Annotated in this window: 21 protein-coding genes; 13 read left to right on the forward strand and 8 right to left on the reverse strand. The window is 36.6% G+C overall.

Annotated elements, in window-relative coordinates; genetic code table 11:
• Window positions 1-14: 14 nt before the first annotated feature.
• The 5 genes from B9N79_RS14130 to ptsP all read left to right on the forward strand — a co-directional run bounded on the left by B9N79_RS14130 (window position 15) and on the right by ptsP (window position 6,117).
• Window positions 15-845, forward strand: a complete 831-nt coding sequence (locus B9N79_RS14130) for a hypothetical protein (protein ID WP_040058283.1) — start codon at window positions 15-17, stop codon at window positions 843-845.
• 130 nt (window positions 846-975) lie between these two features.
• Window positions 976-1,818 (forward strand): glucose PTS transporter transcription antiterminator GlcT, encoded by an 843-nt coding sequence (gene glcT, locus B9N79_RS14135; protein ID WP_019392951.1) that lies wholly within the window; start codon window positions 976-978, stop codon window positions 1,816-1,818.
• A gap of 223 nt (window positions 1,819-2,041) precedes the next feature.
• A complete protein-coding gene (ptsG, locus tag B9N79_RS14140) occupies window positions 2,042-4,102 on the forward strand; it encodes a glucose-specific PTS transporter subunit IIBC (protein ID WP_040058282.1) in 2,061 nt (686 codons plus the stop codon).
• A gap of 24 nt (window positions 4,103-4,126) precedes the next feature.
• On the forward strand, window positions 4,127-4,393 hold the full coding sequence (locus B9N79_RS14145) for a phosphocarrier protein HPr (protein ID WP_019392953.1): 267 nt from the start codon (window positions 4,127-4,129) through the stop codon (window positions 4,391-4,393).
• Window positions 4,393-6,117: a phosphoenolpyruvate--protein phosphotransferase gene (gene ptsP / locus B9N79_RS14150; RefSeq protein ID WP_019392954.1), complete on the forward strand. Its 1,725-nt coding sequence runs from the start codon at window positions 4,393-4,395 to the stop codon at window positions 6,115-6,117. Before B9N79_RS14145 ends, ptsP begins: the two co-directional genes overlap by 1 nt.
• Window positions 6,118-6,149: 32 nt before the next feature.
• Here the strand turns inward: ptsP and B9N79_RS14155 are convergent, their stop codons facing one another.
• The 3 genes from B9N79_RS14155 to B9N79_RS14165 form a co-directional block, all read right to left on the reverse strand.
• The gene (locus tag B9N79_RS14155; protein WP_040058281.1) at window positions 6,150-6,836 is read right to left on the reverse strand and encodes an LrgB family protein; all 687 of its coding nucleotides are present in this window, start codon (window positions 6,834-6,836) and stop codon (window positions 6,150-6,152) included.
• Window positions 6,833-7,198, reverse strand: a complete 366-nt coding sequence (locus tag B9N79_RS14160) for a CidA/LrgA family protein (protein WP_019392956.1) — start codon at window positions 7,196-7,198, stop codon at window positions 6,833-6,835. The genes B9N79_RS14155 and B9N79_RS14160 overlap by 4 nt, the downstream gene beginning before the upstream one ends.
• A gap of 240 nt (window positions 7,199-7,438) precedes the next feature.
• On the reverse strand, window positions 7,439-8,329 hold the full coding sequence (locus B9N79_RS14165) for a LysR family transcriptional regulator (protein WP_019392957.1): 891 nt from the start codon (window positions 8,327-8,329) through the stop codon (window positions 7,439-7,441).
• A gap of 293 nt (window positions 8,330-8,622) precedes the next feature.
• Here B9N79_RS14165 and B9N79_RS14170 point away from each other — a divergent pair, with 293 nt between their 5' ends.
• Window positions 8,623-9,393 carry a hypothetical protein gene (locus B9N79_RS14170; RefSeq protein ID WP_019392958.1) on the forward strand — a complete coding sequence of 257 codons (771 nt, stop codon included), beginning with the start codon at window positions 8,623-8,625 and terminating at the stop codon, window positions 9,391-9,393.
• Here B9N79_RS14170 and B9N79_RS14175 read toward each other — a convergent pair.
• Window positions 9,390-10,085: a GNAT family N-acetyltransferase gene (locus B9N79_RS14175; protein WP_019392959.1), complete on the reverse strand. Its 696-nt coding sequence runs from the start codon at window positions 10,083-10,085 to the stop codon at window positions 9,390-9,392. The two genes, B9N79_RS14170 and B9N79_RS14175, sit on opposite strands and share 4 nt — an antisense overlap.
• A 108-nt stretch (window positions 10,086-10,193) precedes the next feature.
• Between B9N79_RS14175 and B9N79_RS14180 the strand changes: the two genes are divergently transcribed.
• Window positions 10,194-10,979 carry an SDR family oxidoreductase gene (locus B9N79_RS14180; protein ID WP_019392960.1) on the forward strand — a complete coding sequence of 262 codons (786 nt, stop codon included), beginning with the start codon at window positions 10,194-10,196 and terminating at the stop codon, window positions 10,977-10,979.
• A 32-nt stretch (window positions 10,980-11,011) separates the two neighbouring features.
• Here the strand turns inward: B9N79_RS14180 and B9N79_RS14185 are convergent, their stop codons facing one another.
• Window positions 11,012-11,623 carry a nitroreductase family protein gene (locus tag B9N79_RS14185; protein WP_046216761.1) on the reverse strand — a complete coding sequence of 204 codons (612 nt, stop codon included), beginning with the start codon at window positions 11,621-11,623 and terminating at the stop codon, window positions 11,012-11,014.
• 121 nt (window positions 11,624-11,744) lie between these two features.
• On the opposite strand from B9N79_RS14185, the gene B9N79_RS14190 reads away from it, so the two are divergent.
• Window positions 11,745-12,611, forward strand: coding sequence for an NAD(P)-dependent oxidoreductase (locus B9N79_RS14190; protein ID WP_040058278.1), 867 nt, complete (start codon window positions 11,745-11,747; stop codon window positions 12,609-12,611).
• A 56-nt stretch (window positions 12,612-12,667) separates the two neighbouring features.
• A complete protein-coding gene (locus B9N79_RS14195) occupies window positions 12,668-12,850 on the forward strand; it encodes a hypothetical protein (RefSeq protein ID WP_019392963.1) in 183 nt (60 codons plus the stop codon).
• A 35-nt stretch (window positions 12,851-12,885) separates the two neighbouring features.
• Here B9N79_RS14195 and B9N79_RS14200 read toward each other — a convergent pair whose 3' ends face one another.
• Complete coding sequence (locus tag B9N79_RS14200) at window positions 12,886-14,034, reverse strand: aminotransferase A (protein ID WP_085118648.1); 1,149 nt, start codon at window positions 14,032-14,034, stop codon at window positions 12,886-12,888.
• A gap of 139 nt (window positions 14,035-14,173) precedes the next feature.
• Here B9N79_RS14200 and corA point away from each other — a divergent pair, with 139 nt between their 5' ends.
• A complete protein-coding gene (corA, locus tag B9N79_RS14205) occupies window positions 14,174-15,121 on the forward strand; it encodes a magnesium/cobalt transporter CorA (protein WP_019392965.1) in 948 nt (315 codons plus the stop codon).
• A gap of 38 nt (window positions 15,122-15,159) precedes the next feature.
• On the opposite strand, the gene B9N79_RS14210 is transcribed toward corA, so the two are convergent.
• Window positions 15,160-15,354 (reverse strand): hypothetical protein, encoded by a 195-nt coding sequence (locus tag B9N79_RS14210; RefSeq protein ID WP_019392966.1) that lies wholly within the window; start codon window positions 15,352-15,354, stop codon window positions 15,160-15,162.
• 614 nt (window positions 15,355-15,968) lie between these two features.
• Window positions 15,969-16,421, reverse strand: coding sequence for a YkyB family protein (locus B9N79_RS14215; RefSeq protein ID WP_019392968.1), 453 nt, complete (start codon window positions 16,419-16,421; stop codon window positions 15,969-15,971).
• A gap of 142 nt (window positions 16,422-16,563) precedes the next feature.
• Between B9N79_RS14215 and B9N79_RS14220 the strand changes: the two genes are divergently transcribed.
• The 3 genes from B9N79_RS14220 (at window position 16,564) to B9N79_RS14230 (ending at window position 19,904) form a co-directional block, all read left to right on the forward strand.
• Complete coding sequence (locus tag B9N79_RS14220) at window positions 16,564-17,424, forward strand: GRP family sugar transporter (protein WP_019392969.1); 861 nt, start codon at window positions 16,564-16,566, stop codon at window positions 17,422-17,424.
• A gap of 15 nt (window positions 17,425-17,439) precedes the next feature.
• Window positions 17,440-18,225, forward strand: a complete 786-nt coding sequence (locus B9N79_RS14225) for a glucose-1-dehydrogenase (protein ID WP_040058276.1) — start codon at window positions 17,440-17,442, stop codon at window positions 18,223-18,225.
• Between the two features lie 116 nt (window positions 18,226-18,341).
• On the forward strand, window positions 18,342-19,904 hold the full coding sequence (locus tag B9N79_RS14230) for a Ppx/GppA family phosphatase (protein ID WP_040058275.1): 1,563 nt from the start codon (window positions 18,342-18,344) through the stop codon (window positions 19,902-19,904).
• Window positions 19,905-19,926 lie beyond the last annotated feature (22 nt).

The raw sequence follows: 19,926 nt of genomic DNA on the forward strand, positions 1-19,926 counted from the left end.
AAGGAGGGGGGAGTTTGTCGCAGTCACTGCCTTTTTTTATTCTTCTTGTTTTTAGTTTACTTTTGACTGTCTTTATATTATGGAGAAAATGGAACAAGAGGCTTTTGCTCTTATTCTTATTTATTGGCGGTTTAGCGCACTTATTAGATTTTTTTATTATGTTTATTTTAAATAGCTACGTATACAAGCCTCATTTTGTTCAGAACAACTATTATGATAATATGCTGGGCTCTCTTGTCTCCCAAACGTTTGTTTATCCAACAGCAGCTTTAATTGTTGTAGCTTACAATTGGTCTATTTTTAGGGTTTTTCTTTTGTCTTTTTTATTTATGGGAATTGAAACGCTCTTTTTATCACTCGGCATATATGAACATTTTTGGTGGAAGACATTTTATACAGGCATTTTTATGTTTATCGGTTTTCTTATTGCGAAGAAATGGTATGAGTTGATGAACAGAGGAGACGATTCGAAATGGAGAAATGTTCTCACTCTTTACTTTGCGGCTTTTGTGATCAGTGGGATAGGCCTTTCGTTAATCACGGTTTTCACATCTTTAAATACGCTAAGTACAGGCTTTTTCAGTGTGGGAGAAAGGGAGCAAAGTATCCTAGCCACCATTTATATAGGCATCGTAATTTTCCTTTATAGCATGTCTGTTGTATATGGCAAAAACTCACTATATACGTATGGTTTGCTTTGTATTATCTGTGCTGTAAGTTACAGTTTGGTTATACTCAATATTTTAGAAATAACTGCTGTATATAAACTGCTTTCTATATGCTTGTATAATGTAATTGTTTTAATTATTATTAAATCAATCCATAATCGTCTTCTCTTCTTATAAAATGAATATTGGGCCTAGAAGAAAGAGAATACAGCGTTTCCATTGATTTCATAAAACGATATGTTGACGTTGTGAAAATGGTTTCGTAATATGGAAAGATGACAGAGAAGCTATAAGGAGTGGGGAATGAGTGAAAAGCACCTTTTTAGTGAAAAAGGTACTAAACAATAATGTATTAATTGCCACCCATGATGAATATAAAGAGACCGTCATGATTGGCAAGGGTATAGGTTTTGGGAAAAAAGGCGGAGAGGAAATTACAGAAACTTCAGCTGAAAAGTTATTTATTTTACACAATGAACGGGAACAAGAACAATATAAAATGTTGCTCACTCAAGTCGATGAGAAAATTGTAGTCATTATGAATGATATTATTTCTTATATTCAACAACATGTGAAAACGCCTTTAAATGAGCATATTCATATTAGCCTAACAGACCATATTTCTTTTGCTATTAAGCGTGTGAAGCAAGGGATGGATATTAATAATCCTTTTTTGCTTGAAACAAAGGTACTTTATCCTACCGAATACGAGCTTGCAAGGCACGTTTTGGAGATGATTAAGGAACAAACGGGTATTTCCCTTCCAGAAGGAGAAATAGGGTTTGTTGCGCTTCATATTCACACAGCAATTACAGCGCGTGACTTGTCTGAGATTAACCGACATTCAGAACTTATTCAAACAATTATTAGCATGATTGAGCAAGGTTTTTCTATAACATTAGATAAAGAATCTTTAAATTATATGCGTCTTATCCGCCATCTTCACTTCGCAATTGAACGTGCAAATAAAGGGGAAGAAGTAGAAGAACCAAAAAAATTATCAGAGCTATTGAAAAAAGAGTATCCCTTGTGCTACAATCTTTCTTGGAAAGTAGTAAAAGTGATGCAACAAGCGCTTTCACGCCCTGTTGATGAGGCAGAGGCAGTTTACTTAACAATGCATTTACAGCGTTTAATGACAAAAATATAAATAACAGCATTCATTTCAATACGTGTTACTGATACGATCAGGCATGAGTGGAGAGATGAAACGACTCTAATTAAGGGACAAGTATACCCTTTTAGGAGACCGTTTCCGACCACTCATGCCTTTTTATATTTTCTAAGAAAGCGTTTTAACAAAAGATGGTTTATGCATGGATTGAAAACGTTGTTGCACACTATAAAAGGACAGAAAAAAAGGGGGCTACTTCATGTTTAAGAAGCTTTTTGGGGTTCTGCAAAAAATCGGGAAAGCTTTGATGCTTCCTGTAGCGATTTTACCTGCTGCAGGTCTTCTGCTCGCATTTGGTACAGCATTCCAAAATGAGCAAACATTAAAGTATATTCCGGCACTTGGAGCTGATTGGTTTCAGCTAGTAGCGACAGTAATGGCACAAGCAGGTGACATTGTTTTTGCTAACTTGCCATTATTGTTTGCTGTGGGAGTTGCGGTTGGTTTAGCAGGAGGAGATGGTGTTGCAGGTTTAGCTGCGATTATCGGATATTTAATCCTGAATGTTACAATGGGAACTATTTTAACTGGGACAGGACAATTAGATCCTGCAATGTTTAATGTTGGGTCAACTATAGAGAAAGACCCGGCATTTGCAAACGTCTTAGGAATTCCTACGATGCAAACAGGGGTATTTGGTGGTATCATCGTTGGGGTATTAGCTGCTTCAATGTATAATCGTTTTTACCAAATTTCGCTTCCGCAATATTTAGGCTTCTTTGCAGGAAAACGATTTGTACCAATTGCTACAGCTGTTTCATCTTTAATCTTAGGATTAATTATGATGGTAGTATGGCCACCAATTCAAAGTGGTTTAAACACATTTTCACAAACGATGTTGAATGCAAATCCAATGCTTTCAGCTTTTATTTTCGGGGTAATTGAACGTTCATTAATTCCGTTTGGTCTTCATCATATTTTCTATTCGCCGTTTTGGTATGAATTTGGAGAATATATTGATAAAGCAGGGAATTTAGTCCGTGGAGATCAGCGAATCTTTATGGCACAGTTAAAGGATAATGTTGATCAATTTACAGCAGGAACATACATGGTTGGTAAGTACGTATTCATGATGTTTGGTTTACCAGCAGCAGCGCTTGCTATCTATCATGAAGCACGTCCAGAACGTAAAAAATTCGTAGCTGGTATTATGGGTTCTGCAGCTTTAACGTCATTTTTAACAGGAATTACAGAACCGCTTGAGTTCTCATTCTTATTCGTTGCACCAATCCTTTTCGCGATACATGCTGTGTTTGCAGGTCTTTCATTTATGCTTATGGCATGGCTTGATGTTAAGATTGGAATGACGTTCTCTGGAGGATTTATTGATTTTATCTTATTTGGAGTCTTGCCTAATAAAACTGCTTGGTGGTATGTTATTATCGTCGGTCTTATTTTAGCTGTTATCTACTACTTCGGTTTCCGCTTTGCCATTCGCAAATTCAACTTGGCAACGCCTGGACGTGAGAAGGAAGATGTAGGATCTGAAATTGCGACACCAGCAGAAGAACTTCCTTACAATGTTTTACAAGCAATGGGAGGACGCGAGAATATTGCTCATCTTGATGCTTGTATCACTCGTTTACGCGTTTCGGTTAACGATATTGGGAATGTTGATAAAGAACGCTTGAAAAAACTTGGCGCTTCTGGTGTACTAGAAGTTGGTAACAATATTCAAGCTATCTTTGGACCGAAGTCTGATACATTGAAAGGACAGATGCAAGACATTATGTCTGGAAAAACACCTGTTCCTTCTAAGGAAAGCGATGAGAAGCCAGCTAGTGAACCAACTATAGCTGATTCAGCAGAAGAGATTGTTTCTCCAATTACTGGAGAAGTTGTCCCGCTTTCAGAAGTACCTGATCAAGTTTTCTCGCAGAAATTAATGGGCGATGGATTCGCCATTATTCCCGAAAAAGGGACAATAGTTGCACCAGTAGACGGAAAAGTTGTAAACTTATTTCCGACGAAACATGCGTTAGGAATTGAATCAGTAGGTGGAAGAGAAGTCCTTATTCATGTAGGAATCGACACAGTGAACCTTAAGGGTGAAGGATTTGAAGCTCTTGTTTCACAAGGTGACGACGTCAAAAAAGGTGATCCGCTTCTAAAAGTTGACTTGGAGTTTGTAAAAGAAAATGCGCCAAGCATTATTACACCCATCATTTTTACAAATTTACAAGAAGGCGAAAAAGTAATGATCAACAAAGAAGGTCATGTAGATAGCGGTGAACAGAACATTATTACCATTACTAAGTAACAGGAAAAAAGGAGAATGATTAAAATGGCAGAAAAAACATTTACAGTAACAAGTGATTCAGGAATTCATGCACGTCCAGCAACAACTCTAGTTCAAACAGCAAGCAAATTCGAGGCAGACATTAACTTAGAGTACAACGGGAAAAGCGTAAATCTTAAGTCAATCATGGGCGTTATGTCTCTTGGAATTGGACAAGGAGCAGAAATCAAAATCGTAACAAACGGTTCTGATGAAGCTGAAGCTCTTTCTGCTTTAGAAGAAACAATGAAAAAAGAAGGTTTAGCTGAATAATGGCTAAAGAAATTACAGGCATTGCCGCGTCAAGCGGCATTGCCATTGCCAAAGCTTTTCGTCTCGAAGAACCAGAGTTGAATGTTGAACAGAAGAAGATTTCAAATGTAGAAGAAGAAACGGCGCGTTTTGAGAAAGCGCTACAAATTTCTAAAGAAGAACTCGAAGGAATTAAAGAGCATGCTAGAAAAGAGCTTGGAGAAGATAAAGCAGATATCTTTGCAGCCCATCTTTTAGTTCTTAGTGATCCAGAACTTATTAATCCAATTAAAGATAAAGTAAAAAATGAAAGCGTTAATGCTGAGTTTGCGCTTACGGAAACGGCTAATATGTTCGTTAGTATGTTTGAGTCTATGGACAACGAATATATGAAAGAACGTGCAGCAGACATTCGTGACGTAACAAAGCGTGTGCTTGCTCATCTTTTAGGAGTAACAATTACAAATCCTAGTATGATTTCAGAAGAAGTTATCATCATCGGAGAAGATTTAACACCTTCAGATACAGCACAGCTAAACCGTCAATATGTACTAGGGTTTACAACAGATATTGGTGGCCGTACTTCTCACTCAGCTATCATGGCTCGTTCAATGGAGATTCCAGCTGTTGTTGGAGCTAAAACAGTAACAGCAGATATTGAAAATGATGTTGTTGTAATCGTAGATGGCTTAGATGGGAAAGTAATTGTAGATCCATCACAAGAAGTAATTGCTGAATACGAAGCAAAGAAAGCTGATTTCGAAAAGAAAAAAGCAGAATGGGCAAAGCTTGTAAATGAGCCAACTGTTTCAAAAGATGGTCATCACGTTGAGCTTGCAGCAAATATTGGAACACCTGAGGATGTAACAGGCGTTCTTGAAAACGGTGGAGAAGCTGTTGGGCTTTACCGTACAGAGTTCCTGTATATGGGACGTGACCAGCTTCCAACAGAGGAAGAACAATTTGATGCGTACAAGAAAGTTCTTGAGCGCATGAAAGGTAAATCTGTCGTTGTTCGTACGCTTGATATCGGCGGAGATAAAGAACTTCCATACTTGAGCTTACCAAAAGAAATGAATCCATTCTTAGGATTCAGAGCTATCCGTCTTTGTTTAGAAGAGCAAGATATTTTCCGCACTCAACTTCGTGCACTGCTTCGCGCAAGCATTTACGGAAACTTAAAAATTATGTTCCCGATGATTGCAACAGTAGATGAATTCCGTCAAGCTAAAGCTATTCTTCTTGAAGAGAAAGAAGCGCTTCAAGCTAAAGGAGTAGAAGTTGCTGAAGGTATTGAAATTGGAATGATGGTTGAAATTCCATCTTCAGCTGTTATGGCAGATGTATTTGCTAAAGAAGTTGATTTCTTCTCAGTTGGTACAAATGACTTAATTCAGTATACACTAGCAGCTGACCGTATGAATGAGCGCGTGTCATATCTTTACCAGCCATACAACCCAGCAATTCTTCGTCTTGTGCACATGGTAATCCTAGCGGCACATAAAGAAGGCAAATGGGTAGGAATGTGCGGGGAAATGGCAGGAGATGAAATTGCAATTCCAATCCTTTTAGGATTAGGTCTTGATGAGTTCTCAATGAGCGCCACTTCTATCTTAAAAGCACGTTCACAAATCTCAAAACTTTCTAAACAAGAATTAGAAGGTCATATGGAAACAATTCTACAAATGAGTACAACTGAAGAAGTTATCTCATATGTAACAGAAAACTTCCATATTGAGAAATAAAAAAGAACCGATCGATTTGATCGGTTCTTTTTTTATAAAACGAAAGGAAGAAGTGCAGTTGAAATAAGGAGGGTTAGAAGGGCTGTCATAATCATAGCAAGACTAGAAAACGTTCCTTCAAGAGTTCCAAACTCAAATGCACGAGCTGTTCCTGTTCCATGTGCTGATACGCCAAGTAAAAGGCCTCTCGCTACAGAAGAACGGAGTGTTAACAGCTTAATAAGTTTAGGTCCTGCATAGGCACCAACAATACCTGTAATAATGACAAAAAGGATAGTTAAGCTTGGGTCTCCCCCAAGGGTTTGTGAAACATTAACAGCAATCGGAATTGTGATTGAACGGGGGACAAGACTATTTGTTAATAAGTGATCAAAGTGGAACAAAAAGGCTAACAAAAGGGAAGAGAACATTGCAATCATCGTTCCGCTTGCAACACTTAAAATAATTTCGACGCCGTGTTTTTTTAGTAAATGAAGGTTTTTATAAATGGGTACAGCGAAAGCAACGGTTGCTGGACCAAGTAAATAGCTAATAGAATCTGCACCTTCTTTATATGAAGTATACGGAATATCACCGATAACTAGCGTTCCGATTAAAATAACTGGAGCTAGAACAATCGGTGAAAAAATAATTGTCTTAAAGCGCTTGTAGAGAAGCTTGGAAAGCATATAAGCAGCAAGCGTTCCAACAATTGCTGAAGCAATGATTAATCCACTCATATTGAGCGCTCCTTTCTTTTTGAAATATATTCCGCTACAACTCCTGTGATAAACATCACAATCAATGTGCTAATAGAAACCACAATAATAATTTTTAGGCCATAAGTTTTCATCATCTCTCCATAGTCAACAAGTCCAACAACAGCGGGAACGAAAAAAAGCAATAATTCTGCAAGCAAGAAGCTCCCCCCAAGTTCTACCCAGCTTAATTTAACAACTTTGAGCTGCAATAAAATAAAAAGTAGAACTAAACCAACAATACTACCTGGTACTGGGAGGTGGAAGAAATCAGATATAAATGTTCCAATCATATAGATGCCTGTTAATAAACCAATCTGTAAAATCATAATTATCCATTTCATCTTTAAGCACCTCCAGATTTCAAAAATTACATAAGTTACAAAAAGCTTCCAAAATAAATAAGAGAGCCGCCTATGAGGAAGACGACTCCAATTGGGAGAAGAGAAAACTTTTCATGTTTTACGTAACAGGGTTAACGCAAATTGCCGTATTATTTACGGAGTGTGAGGAATGTTACAACTTAAGTTTAGCCCGATTTTGCTTATCCGTAAAATATATAAATGTTATAGTTTGTATTCGTTTTAGTTATGACCCGTTTGAAATGCCTCAACAGTATGCTTAATAAATGTCTTAGTAGCAAAAGAAATATAACGATTTTTTCTCGTAATCACAGCAAGTTGCCAAGGAATATAATTTTTTAGTTCTTTAATTTTTAGAGAGGGTTGATAAAGTTTTCGGCAAATGGAAGTTGGAAAAAGAGCGACTCCTAAATTTGCAGCAACCATTTCAGCAATAAAATCCCATTGTGAACTTTTATATGCTACATTAGGTGCAAAGCCGTGTTTGATACATTCTTTATAAATAATGTCGTGCATAGCAAAGTCTTCATGAAAGATAATAAATGAATCATCTTTTAAATCAAGCAAGCTGAGCGATTCCTGATCTGAAAGTGGATGATCTTCATGTATAACGACTTTCATAGGCTCTCCAGCTAGTTTTGTAAGGTCAAAGATGTTTTCTTCAATTGGAAGCACTATAACTCCAACGTCAACTTCCCCAACTTCAACCATTTTCGTTACTTTAGCTCCCCCAAATTCAATCATTTCAATTACGATATCGGGATAAGAATCTCGGAATGACTTAATAATAGTTGGAAAGAAGAGTGTTCCAACAATAGGAGGAATCCCTATTTTTATTTTTCCTTTTTTTAAATTCATAAGATCATAAAGAGAATTAGATAAATCATATAATGAATGTAAAATTGTGGTTGCTTCTTTGTATACAATCATCCCCGCATCTGTAAGCTGAATTTGTTTGCCAGAGCGGTCGATTAACGTTACCCCAAGTTCATCTTCAAGTGCTTTAACCATTTTACTTAAAGATGGCTGAGACACGTGGAGTTTGTGAGCAGCCTTTGTAAAACTTTGTTGCTTAGCAACTGTTGTGAAATAATGCAAATGTCTAAAATCCATTTTTACTCCTTCCTTTACAATGTCTTCTGTAGACTGTATTTATTGTATAAACATGAGACTTTGTATGTAGGCTTATATTGTGATTAGTGCGTTAACTTATAGGTTAAGAATTTTAATTTATCATTTCTTTATTAAGAAAGAAACGATATAATAATTTACAGTATAATGAATCGTTTATCGATGTCGTTTATATAAAATAAACTAAAGTAGTAACGGTGTATCATAATAAGGAAAGTTCAATAACCACTTTTCCTCTTCAGTAATTAATATATGTAAAAGGCAGGTATCTACTATTGGCGCATCCAGATGATATAAAAGAGCTTGTTTATATCAACGGAAACGTAAACGATAAGTGTTTCTTAACGCACGGCATTGAATTTAGGGAATTCCTTGCATCCCTCCCAACAGAGCTGTCAAATCTTCTTCTGTTGAAACATAATTACGAAGATAGCGATTTCCATATGGGAACGTTTATGAATTATGTTGAAAAGGAACAGATTACAGAGCTTGTTAAAGAACCCATTAGAACATACAGTGAATTTTGCTGGATTGATATTGATGATACAAGCTTGCTTGATTCCCTAGAACCAGAAGAAAAGGCAGCATTGCTCTACTTAGGACATTATAAGAAACCATTATCGTCTCCGTTTTTCCGTAAGCTTAATAATGAATATGTTTATTTAACAGAAGAGGACGGCTGGTTAAATAAAGTTTACTGTAAGCAGGTAGCCCATATTCAGCATATGATTAGTCATATTGTACCACTAAAGACGTCAATGCTAATAAAAAAACGCCTTCCGCTTTTTCGTAAACATTTAGATTATCCACCGCTGCCGCCCGTTTTGGCACATACGATTCTAACCTTAACACATGACGGCCTGTTAATCGACTTTAAAAGTATGACAAGGTCGCGCAAGGATTTGCAAATTCCGCTTTATACTGTAGGTTCTTTTTTCAGTATAGATGAACTTCTGCAAGATTTATCTTTTTATAAGCAAGAAAGCAGTTATAAAGCGAAGCTTATTTATTCTCGAAAAGATGATATGTGGGATTTGATCTACTAAGATGACGCTTCAGATGGAGCGTCTTTTTTGTATAGTGGGTTTTTCCATTCCATCAAAAGAGCGTAATGACAAGAGTGTTCGTCTTCTAAGTAGTTAGGAACAACGGTGAGGGGAGTACGTCCACTTTTTAATAAAAAGGTTACAACGGGATCAATTATTTCTCCTTTTATGATTTTCTCAATGTATTTTTCAGGGGAATAAAGATGTTTATATTTCGAATAGTGTGGCATGCGAGCTCCACCAAGCAACCTTTTTAAATTATAATGTACAGCAACTTCATAAAGTGAATGAACGAGCCATTTGCCAAGCTGTAGCTTCCTAAAAGAAGGAGCAACACATATGTCTACAACATAAAGAGTATCACCATGCTCATTGTGATTACGGATATAGCCTTGATCGGTTACTTTATCCCACGTGTGTTCTTCTTGATGTTCATCATAGTTGATAATAAGTGAGGTGATGGAGCCGACAATTTCCCCATCAACTTCGACACATAAACATCCTGTTTTAAAATGCTTAATATGTTCTGTAAGCTGTTGTTCAGACCAAAGAAGATCAGGTGGGAAAGGTGGAGGAAAGGCACATTTTTGGACAGCTATTAAAACATTAATATCATCCTCATTATAGCTGCGAATTTTTGCTTCTACAAACTTATTATTATGAAACATAAGCAACTGTTTTTTATATTCCATTCTCTCATTCTCCTTCTAAAAAGATTGAATAATAAAAATATTTTGCTCATTTCTTTCTTCTATGGTAATTTGAAGTAGACAATGTGTAAAGAGAAAGGAAGTTGAAAAGTGGATTTACAACTTAAGGGGAAAAATGCAGTTGTTCTTGCAGGAAGCCAAGGTCTTGGAGAAGCTATTGTTGAAGGATTTGTGAAAGAGGGAACAAATGTTATTATTGCAAGTCGCTCAGAAGACAAGCTAGCTCAAATATGTAAGGAGCTAACAAAAAAAGGGGAGTCACGTGTTCTATATCAGAAAACGGATATTACGAAACCTGAAGATATTGAAGTCCTTTTAGAACGAGTAAAGGCGGAGTTTGGTTCACTAGATATTTTAATTAATAACAGCGGAGGACCGAAAGCTGGTACACTTAATGAATTAACTGATGAAGATTTTTACAATGCCTTTGAACTCAACCTTCTTAGTTATGTGAGGTCAATTAGAGCTTTCTTTCCGCTTCTAAAAGAAAAAGGAGGAAAAATCATTAACATCGCTTCTTCTTCTATTAAGGAACCAATTGAGGGGCTTCTTCTATCAAATGTTTTCCGCACGGGTGTTGTAGGATTGACAAAAACAATTGCAGGTGAATTTGCTCCGTATAACATTTTAGTAAACACGGTAGCACCAGGTAGAATTGCAACAGCTCGAGTTGAGCATCTTGATGAAGTAAGAGCTGAAAAACAGGGAAAAAGTATCGAACAAGTAGGACAGGAAGCCAAGGCTGGCATCCCGCTTGGCCGTTATGGAGAACCTAGAGAATTTGCAAATGTTGTTTTGTTTTTAAGCTCTGATGCAAATACATATATGACGGGAAGCTCATTTTTAGTCGATGGTGGGGCAGTGAAGTCCATTTAAAAACAGTTGGACTAATGTCCAACTGTTTTTCATTATAACCACGTTGTTAAACGGTCAAGGTCAAAGCGTTCGCTTTGGTGAGCTTCTTTTGCTGCTTTTCCAATTGAAATGAGCATAACAGGTAGATATCTATCGCTCACTTTAAATTCTTCCACGAAGTTTTTTGCATTGAAGCCGCCCATTGCACATGTATCATATCCTTTTGCTTTTGAGGCATGCATAAGAGTCATAGCGGCTAAAGAAGCATTTGTAAATGCTGCATCACGAGCGAAAATATCGTTTTTATAAGCACGGTTAATTTGACCTGCTAAAATGTCTTTTACTTCCGCTGTCATTGCTTCTCTATCTACAAGTGGATTATATACATCATCTACATTTTTGTTTGCTTCTAAATCACCTAAAACAGCAACAACGGCTGAAGCTTCTGTGACTTGGTTTTGATTATAAGCAATTGGTAAAAGGCGCTGTTTTGCTTCATCACTTGTAAATACCATGAAATGCCAATGCTGAAGATTCCATGCAGATGGAGATTTTGCTGTTGCAGTTAAAATGTCCTTTAGTTCTTGTTCTGATATTTTATGTGAAGCATCATAATTTCTAACTGATGTACGAGCTTCAACAACTTCAAAAAAGTTTTGTTCCATTGAGAAACCTCCAAATTATAATATTAACTAAGTTAAAGAGTGTAAAGGGGAGCAAGCAAAAAGTCAAACAGTTTGTTTTTAGTATGTGTTCGATAAAGAAAAAATACTTGAGGTGAGGAAAATGAGTCAATTATATAAGGTTGGATTTATTGGAACAGGAGTAATGGGAAAAAGCATGGCTTCCCATCTTCAGCATCAAGGTCATGAACTTTTTGTGTATACAAGAACGAAGGAAAAGGCGCAGTCATTAATTGATGAAGGAGCCGTATGGTGCTCTATAAGAGAAATAGCAGAAACGTGCGATGTTGTAATGACAATGGTTGGCTATCCAAGTGATGTAAAAGAAGTATATTTTAGTGAGCAAGGCTTATTAAACAATGCTAAAGCGGGCACTTACCTCATTGATTTTACAACTTCAACACCTTCTTTAGCACAAGAAATTTATAGAAGCGCAAGAGAAAAAGGGATTTATACGCTTGATGCTCCTGTGTCAGGAGGAGACATCGGTGCTCGAAATGCTACGTTAACAATTATGGTTGGTGGAGATGAGAAAGTTTTTGATACGTGTTCTCCAATGCTGAAAGCGCTAGGAGAAAATGTTCTTTTACAAGGACAAGCAGGTGCAGGACAGCATACTAAAATGTGCAATCAAATTGCTATCGCTTCTAATATGCTCGGTATCTGTGAGGCAGTTGCATACGCTAAAAAAGCAGGATTAGAGCAGGAAAATGTATTAAAATCGATTTCAGCAGGAGCAGCTGGAAGTTGGTCATTAAGTAACTTAGCTCCTCGAATTATAAATGGTGACTTTGAGCCAGGTTTTTTTGTGAAACATTTTATTAAAGATTTGAAAATTGCGCTTGATGAAGCGGAAAAGATGAATTTTAAAATGCCTGGAGTTGAAATGGCGAAAGAAATGTATGAAAAGTTAGCACAACAAGGGTTTGAAAATAAAGGTACTCAAGTGCTTTACAAATGGTATGAATAAACAAGGATAAAGAGCTCAGCTTTCCTCCACAATAAATGGTGAAGGAGTTGAGGACAATGGCAAAACGCACAAAGAAACATGATGCAGATCAAAAAAATAAAAAAGGTTTTGACTCATCAAAAACGGATACTGAGTTTAGCCGTGAAATGGGAAGTGCCAAAGCAAATCGTAAACATAAAGAAGATATGAAAAAGCAAAACGCTTCAAAAAATGCAGGATTATATAAAGGTGGATTATAAAAGGAAATCCTCCCCTACTAGGGGAGGATTTCTTTTTATTTTAAGTAACGTTCCATTCGATCTATTCCTTCTTTTAACTGTTCCATTGAACAAGCATAAGAAAGGCGTACATATCCTTGTCCATAATCTGAAAAGGCCGTACCTGGTGTGAGCGCAACACCAGCTTCTTTGACAAGATTTAAAGCGAACTCGTGTGAATCGTGATGAAAAGGCTTAATAGATGGAAAAATATAAAACGCTCCACTTGGTTTTGTAACGGTAAAGCCCATTTTAACAAGTCTTTCATAGGCGTATTCCATCCGTTTTTTGTATTCCCTCTTCATTGGCAGTGCATCATCTTTTCCCTCTGTTAAGGCAGCAAGTGCACCCTTTTGAGATACAGAAGAAGCGCATGAAACGCTATATTGTAGCACTTTAATCATATGTTTTGTAATCTGAGCAGGAGCAAATAAAAAGCCAATGCGCCATCCTGTCATTGAATGTGATTTCGAAACTCCATTTATGACAATCGTTTTTTCTCTCATTGAAGGAATAGAAGCGATTGAAACGTGATTACCGTAAAAAGTAAGTTCGCTATAAATTTCATCTGAAATTACAAAGATATCGTGCTTTTCTAAAAGAGTTGCAATGTCTTGTAATTCTTCAAGTGAAAGAGTCACACCTGTAGGGTTTGATGGATAAGGTAAAATAATGGCTTTTGTGTTTGGTGTAATATGCTTTTTAAGCAGCTCTGCAGTGAGCTTAAAGTCTGTTTCTGTTGTATCAATATGAACGGGCTGAGCACCACAGAGGGAGATAACAGGTTCATATCCTGGATAAACCGGAGCAGGCAAAATGACTTCATCTCCAGCACTTAAAATGGTACGGAAAGCAATATCAATAGCTTGACTTGCTCCAACTGTTACAAGTACTTCATCTTCTGCTCTGTAGTGCAGATTGTAGCGTGAATGAACAAAGCTCGCAGCCGCTTCTCGAAGTTCTATAAATCCTGCATTATGTGTATAGGATGTTACATTATCATCAATGGCTTTTTTAGCTGCTTCTTTAACATGTAACGGTGTCGGGAAATCAGGTTGCCCAATTGTAAATGAGATAACGTCCTCATAGTGAGCAACCATGTTGAAAAACTGGCGGATGCCTGAAATTTTTATGTTTTGTACACTAGTATTAATAAGATGCTCCACTTCGATGTCCTCCATTTTTATAGAAATAATGTTATACATAGAGTACCATATAAAAACGGTAGAAAGAGAAAAGAGTTTTAAAAAAGTCTGTGATGGGTATGTAAACTAGAATACATAAAAAAGAAAGACGTGACATTTTATGATAAGAGTATATGGAATAACGAAAGAGGGGGAGCTTAAAGAAAATTTACCACTTCGCGATACAGGAAGAGCGAGTATTGCTTGGTACTGGGTTGACTTTGATCAACCAACAGATGAGGAAATCAAGCTTCTTTCCAAAAAGTTTCGGTTCCATCCTTTATCAATTGAGGACTGCGTAGAGCATGTACAGCGTCCAAAAATGGATTCCTATGACAAGTATACATTCCTCACAGTTCATTATCTTCAGCAAACAAGTTTACAGGCAGAGGAAATCAACTTTTTTCTTGGGAAAAATTATGTTGTTACATTCCATAAGAAAAGCGTACGAGCTATAAATAATACGTGGGCAAAATTAAGAAAAAATGAAAGGCTACAAAGAGGAGCAACAGAAATTGTACATGATATTATTGACCAAATTGTCGATGATTACTTTCCGCCTCTTTATCGTATCGAAGACCGTCTCAATGAAATTGAGGGAAGTGATGATGAAGAGAGCCGTAGCTCTATCCTTGATGAAGTATTTGAGCTAAGAAGACAGCTAACAAAAATTCGTCGAACTATTTTTCCTATGCGTGAGTTAATATATAAGATTGTTAGCACTCAGCATATAAAGGATGTAGAAGAACAGCATCTTTATTTCCAAGATATTGCAGATCACCTTCTCAAATTAACGGAGCTTGTTGAAGTGAACCGAGATTTTACCTCCGATATACGAGATAACTATATTTCTATGAATTCAGACCGAATGAACAGTATTATGATGACGTTGACCGTCATTACAACTATCTTCATGCCTCTTAGCTTTCTTGCAGGACTGTATGGAATGAACTTTGTTTTTATGCCTGAACTCAAAGGGAAATACAATTATTTCATTTTACTGGGGTTAATGGCTGTTATTGCTATTGTATTAACAATCTGGTTCCGTCGTAAAGGATGGTTTCGCTAGAAGAAAGAGCTGTAGTCCATGGACTACAGCTCTTTTTATTAATCTGTATGAATTTCTCCTTCACGGAAAAAGGCATTTGAAATATACCCCAAATCAACTTTTCCGTCATCTAATTGAACAAGACAATGCTCTTGTTTTGTTTGACGACGAATGTCCTCCAACAAAGCTTCTTCTATATCTTCAATAACTCTCATCTCGTTTTGTTTATTGAAAACAACGATTGAGCCTTTCATTGAAATCAACACCTTACTTTCGTCATAAGCTTTAGTTAGTATAAGAAATTTTTGCTTGTTCGTCTACCGTTTGAACTATATCCAAAGTTTTCTGTGAATTAAGAGGTTTTTTCATTTTCTATTCATAAAGCTTTTAAAGCACCGATACGCGAGATAGTGAGAAGAAGGAAAAGAGGAGAAATGATGACACATAACTGGTTGAAATTTAAAATAGAAAATTTGCATATGGCAGTTCCTTTATGGTCCATTTGTAAAATTAAAGATGGGAAAGAGCTATAGAAGAACGAGAAAAAGAGCTAAAATTATATAGTGGAAAAGAGTTGCTTGGAATGGGGAAAAACGAGAAGAGGCAAACACTGTTTTATTTACTCAACAAGAGCATCATTCTCTTGTCTTTACAGTAGATGAAGTAGTTGGTTTATTGGAGATAAGAGCGGAAGATATTATGGAGATACCGTCATTTGGAAAAAGAGAAGATACATTAACAAAAGTATAGGCATAGTAGAAGATAGGATTGTGCAGTTTCTTGATCTTCAGCGTCTCACCAACCGTTCAGCCAATTTAATAATAGATAAAAACAAATGAAAGCTTGTTCAAACAAGCTTTCATTTGTTTTATTTCCCGAGCGGTTTGAATACGGGCTTTTGATATTTTTTCTTGTAAGGAGAGCGCTCGTCCTGTTTCTTTTCTTCTTCATATCCTGTATAGGCTACAAGAATTTTTTTGGCATGAGATAGCGACATTTTAGTAGGTGGATTTCGATACTGTTGATCTAGTAAACCTAGATGTGGCAGGGTAGCAAAGTCTTCTTTCTGAGGAGGAAGATGAAAGTAATAGTCAGCAACCGAAACAAGTAAATCTGAACGCTGTTGACTATTTTTAGGGTTGGGAGAAAAATGAAGGCCTTCTTTTTTGGCTTTCTTTTCAGAGATTAGCTTTTTCAAGCCAAGTTTTTTTAGCATGTAAAGATATTTAGGATCTGTAGCTGTTTTCGCATGGCGATTTACAGTAAAGAGAGCCTGTGCAAGCTGCAATGTTGAAAATGTCTTTTGTTCATGAGCAGACATATTTTCACTCCTTGTCCTTTAAACATTTTCCTCTATTATAGCCGTTCTTATTAATTTTGCAACATTGTACATAAAAGGTTAGCACACTTCACATAATAATTTCAGCTTGAATTTTAAAACCTTAAGAAAAGAAGGTGAACTTATGTTAGATATTCTTGTTGCTCTTATACCTGCTATTACGTGGGGAAGCCTTGTTTTCCTAAGTGAAAAGTTAGGAGGAGGACCTTATAGTCAGGTTCTCGGGACAACAATAGGCGCCCTTTTATTTTCTATTGTCGTATATTTTTTCACTACTCCAGAATTTACAACGCTTATTTTTACTATTGGCTTTATTTCAGGAGTTTTTTGGTCAATTGGACAAATGAATCAGTTCCGTTCCATTGAATATCTCGGTGTATCTAAAACAGTTCCACTTTCAACTGGAATGCAGCTTGTTGGAACATCATTGTTTGGTGTGCTTGTTTTTGGGGAATGGGATACAGGGAAAAAGTTAACAATAGGAATCATTGCCCTCGTTGCGATTATCATTGGAGCCATTTGTAACTCTTATGATAAGTCAGCAAATGGCGGCGAAGGAAACGGGAAGTCTAATTTCACAAAAGGACTGCTTATTCTCCTTCTTTCAACAGTGGGATATGTCGCATATGTTGTTATTATCCGGTGGTTTGAAATTGACGGGTGGACAGCTATTCTACCTCAGTCAATAGGAATGGTTGTAGGAGCTTTCATTATGTCTCTTAAACATAAACCATATAATAAATACACATGGCGAAATATTTTCACAGGAGTATGGTGGAGTACAGGAAACCTTGCATTACTATTATCCATTCCGCTTGTTGGTGTAGCAACAAGCTTCTCTTTATCGCAAACAGGAATTATTATTTCTACATTAGGAGGAATATTCTTCCTTGGTGAGAAGAAAACTAAAACACAAATGGTATTTGTTATTATTGGCTCCATTTTAATTATCGTTGGCGGAGTTATGCTAGGATTTACGAAATAGAAGGAGGACATCATGATGTACAATGACTTAAAAGGAAAAGTAGCTGTTGTAACAGGAAGTACTTCAGGTCTTGGACGAGCTATTGCTGTTCGTTTTGGACAAGAAGGAATGAAGGTTGTCGTAAACGGACCAAATGACGAAAAGGCTTTAGCAGAAGTGGTGGAGGAAGTGAAAAAAGCGGGTGGAGAAGCAACAGGTGTTGTAGCGGATATTTCTAAAGAAGAAGATGTGAAAAAGCTGATAGACACGGCAATATCTGAATTCGGATCACTCGACGTTATGATGAACAATGCTGGGGTGCAAAAAGAAATTCCATCACATGAGATGTCGCTTGAAGATTGGAATAAAGTTATTTCAGTAAACTTAACTGGAACATTTATGTGCGCTCGTAATGCCATTGATTATATGGTTAAAAATGACAAAAAAGGTACAGTTATTAACATGTCAAGCGTTCATGATACAATTCCTTGGCCTCATTTTGTTCACTATGCATCAAGCAAAGGCGGAATTCGTATGATGACGGAAACGCTGGCACTTGAATATGCACCAAAAGGAATTCGTGTAAATGCTATTGGTCCAGGAGCTATTAATACACCAATCAATGCTGAAAAGTTCTCAGATCCAGAAGAGAAAAAAGGCGTAGTTGAGCTTATTCCAATGGGATATGTAGCAGAATCAGAAGAAGTAGCCTCAATTGCTGCTTTTCTTGCTTCAGAAGAAGCAAAATATGTAACAGGGGTAACTTTACACGTAGATGGAGGCATGACACTTTATCCGGGTTTCCAAGCTGGTAAAGGATAATATAGTTGTCTCCTCTGAAAACTTCAGCTAAAATGAACATAAATAAAAAAGAAACTTCCAGATTTGGAAGTTTCTTTTCAATTGAACGATTTAGTGAGGGAAGATAAAGAATACAAATGGTAAAGGGTGTAGAAGAAACGTTGAAAACAAAATATGGAATGATTGATATTGGATCAAACACAATGAGATTAGTCATTTATGAGCATAATCAAGGCTTAAGATTTAAAGAAATTGAAAATATAAAAATAGTAGCTCGGTTACGAAATTATCTCAATAAAGAAAACGTGTTAACAGAAGAGGGTATTTCTGTTTTGTTGAATACACTGCAGAGCTTTGAATCGATTACAAAACATCATGATTTAAACCATGTAAAATGTGTAGCAACAGCAACTGTTCGCCAAGCAAAGAATGTTGAAGAAATAAAAAAGAGAGTTGCGCTTGAAACGGACTTTCATATGAATGTAATTACGGAATTTGAGGAAGCATACTATGGTTTTTTAGCTGTTATTAATTCAACTGAAATTACAGAAGGTATTACAATTGATATTGGAGGGGGAAGTACTGAAGTTACGTATTTCCAAAATCGAAAGCTCGTTGAGTTTCATAGTTTTCCGTTTGGAGCTCTTTCCTTAAAGTTAAATTTTGTTCAAGGAGATGTTCCAACTGTTGCTGAGTACGAAGAAATGAAAAATTATCTTCATAGTCAGCTTGAAGAAATTCCATGGCTCCGTTCTCGAAGACTTCCCATAATAGCTATTGGAGGAAGTGCAAGAAATGCTGCACAGCTTCATCAAAGCTTTACAAATTATCCACTAGGAGGACTTCATCAATATGAAATGAAGCCTGAGGATATTACATATGTTAGCCAAAAACTTTGTCCACTTTCCTATGAACAGTTACAAGGAATGGACGGACTTTCAAAAGATCGAGCAGATACGATCCTTCCAGCAATTGAGGTATTTAGACAAATTTGTGAATATTCAGATGCGCCTTTATTTATGTTGAGTAGAAAAGGGCTGCGTGAAGGGGTATTTTTTGATGAAATTATGAGACCTCTTAATATTGAATCTTTTCCGCATGTTGCCCGTGAAAGTTTTCAAGCCCTTATTTATGATTTTGAAATTGATACAGAGCACGCTAAGCAGGTGCTTACGATTGCAATGAGCATGTTAGACTCTTTAAAAGAAGTACTTCAACTATCATGGGAGGAAGAAGATTGGCTGCTGCTTAAGCGTGGCGCTTACTTATTTCACTTTGGTCAATATATTGATTCTGAATCAAGCAGTCAGCATACATTTAACATTATAGCTAATAGAACGATTGAGGGGGTACGTCACCGAGATCGGTTGAAACTTGCTTTTGTTTCATCGTATAAAGGCAAGGGTGTTTTTAGACAATATATGGAGCCTTATGGACGATGGTTTACAAAAGATGAGCAAAGGAAACTGCGCTTTTTAGGAGCTCTTCTTAAATTCTCTTATAGCTTAAATGCAACAAAACGAAATATTGTTGAAGAGATAAAGGTAAAACAAGACAACGGCAATACAGTTGAGCTTTATATAAGCTGCAGGGATGAATATCGAGCGGAAGAATATCAAGCAGAAAAACAAAAAAAACATTTAGAAAAAGTAATTAAAAGAAATTTAAAGCTTGAATTTGTAAACAAAATAGAAGTTTAAACATATTAAAAAAGTCTCCTTG

It is taken from the genome of Priestia filamentosa (genome assembly GCF_900177535.1).
Taxonomy (GTDB): domain Bacteria; phylum Bacillota; class Bacilli; order Bacillales; family Bacillaceae_H; genus Bacillus_I; species Bacillus_I filamentosa.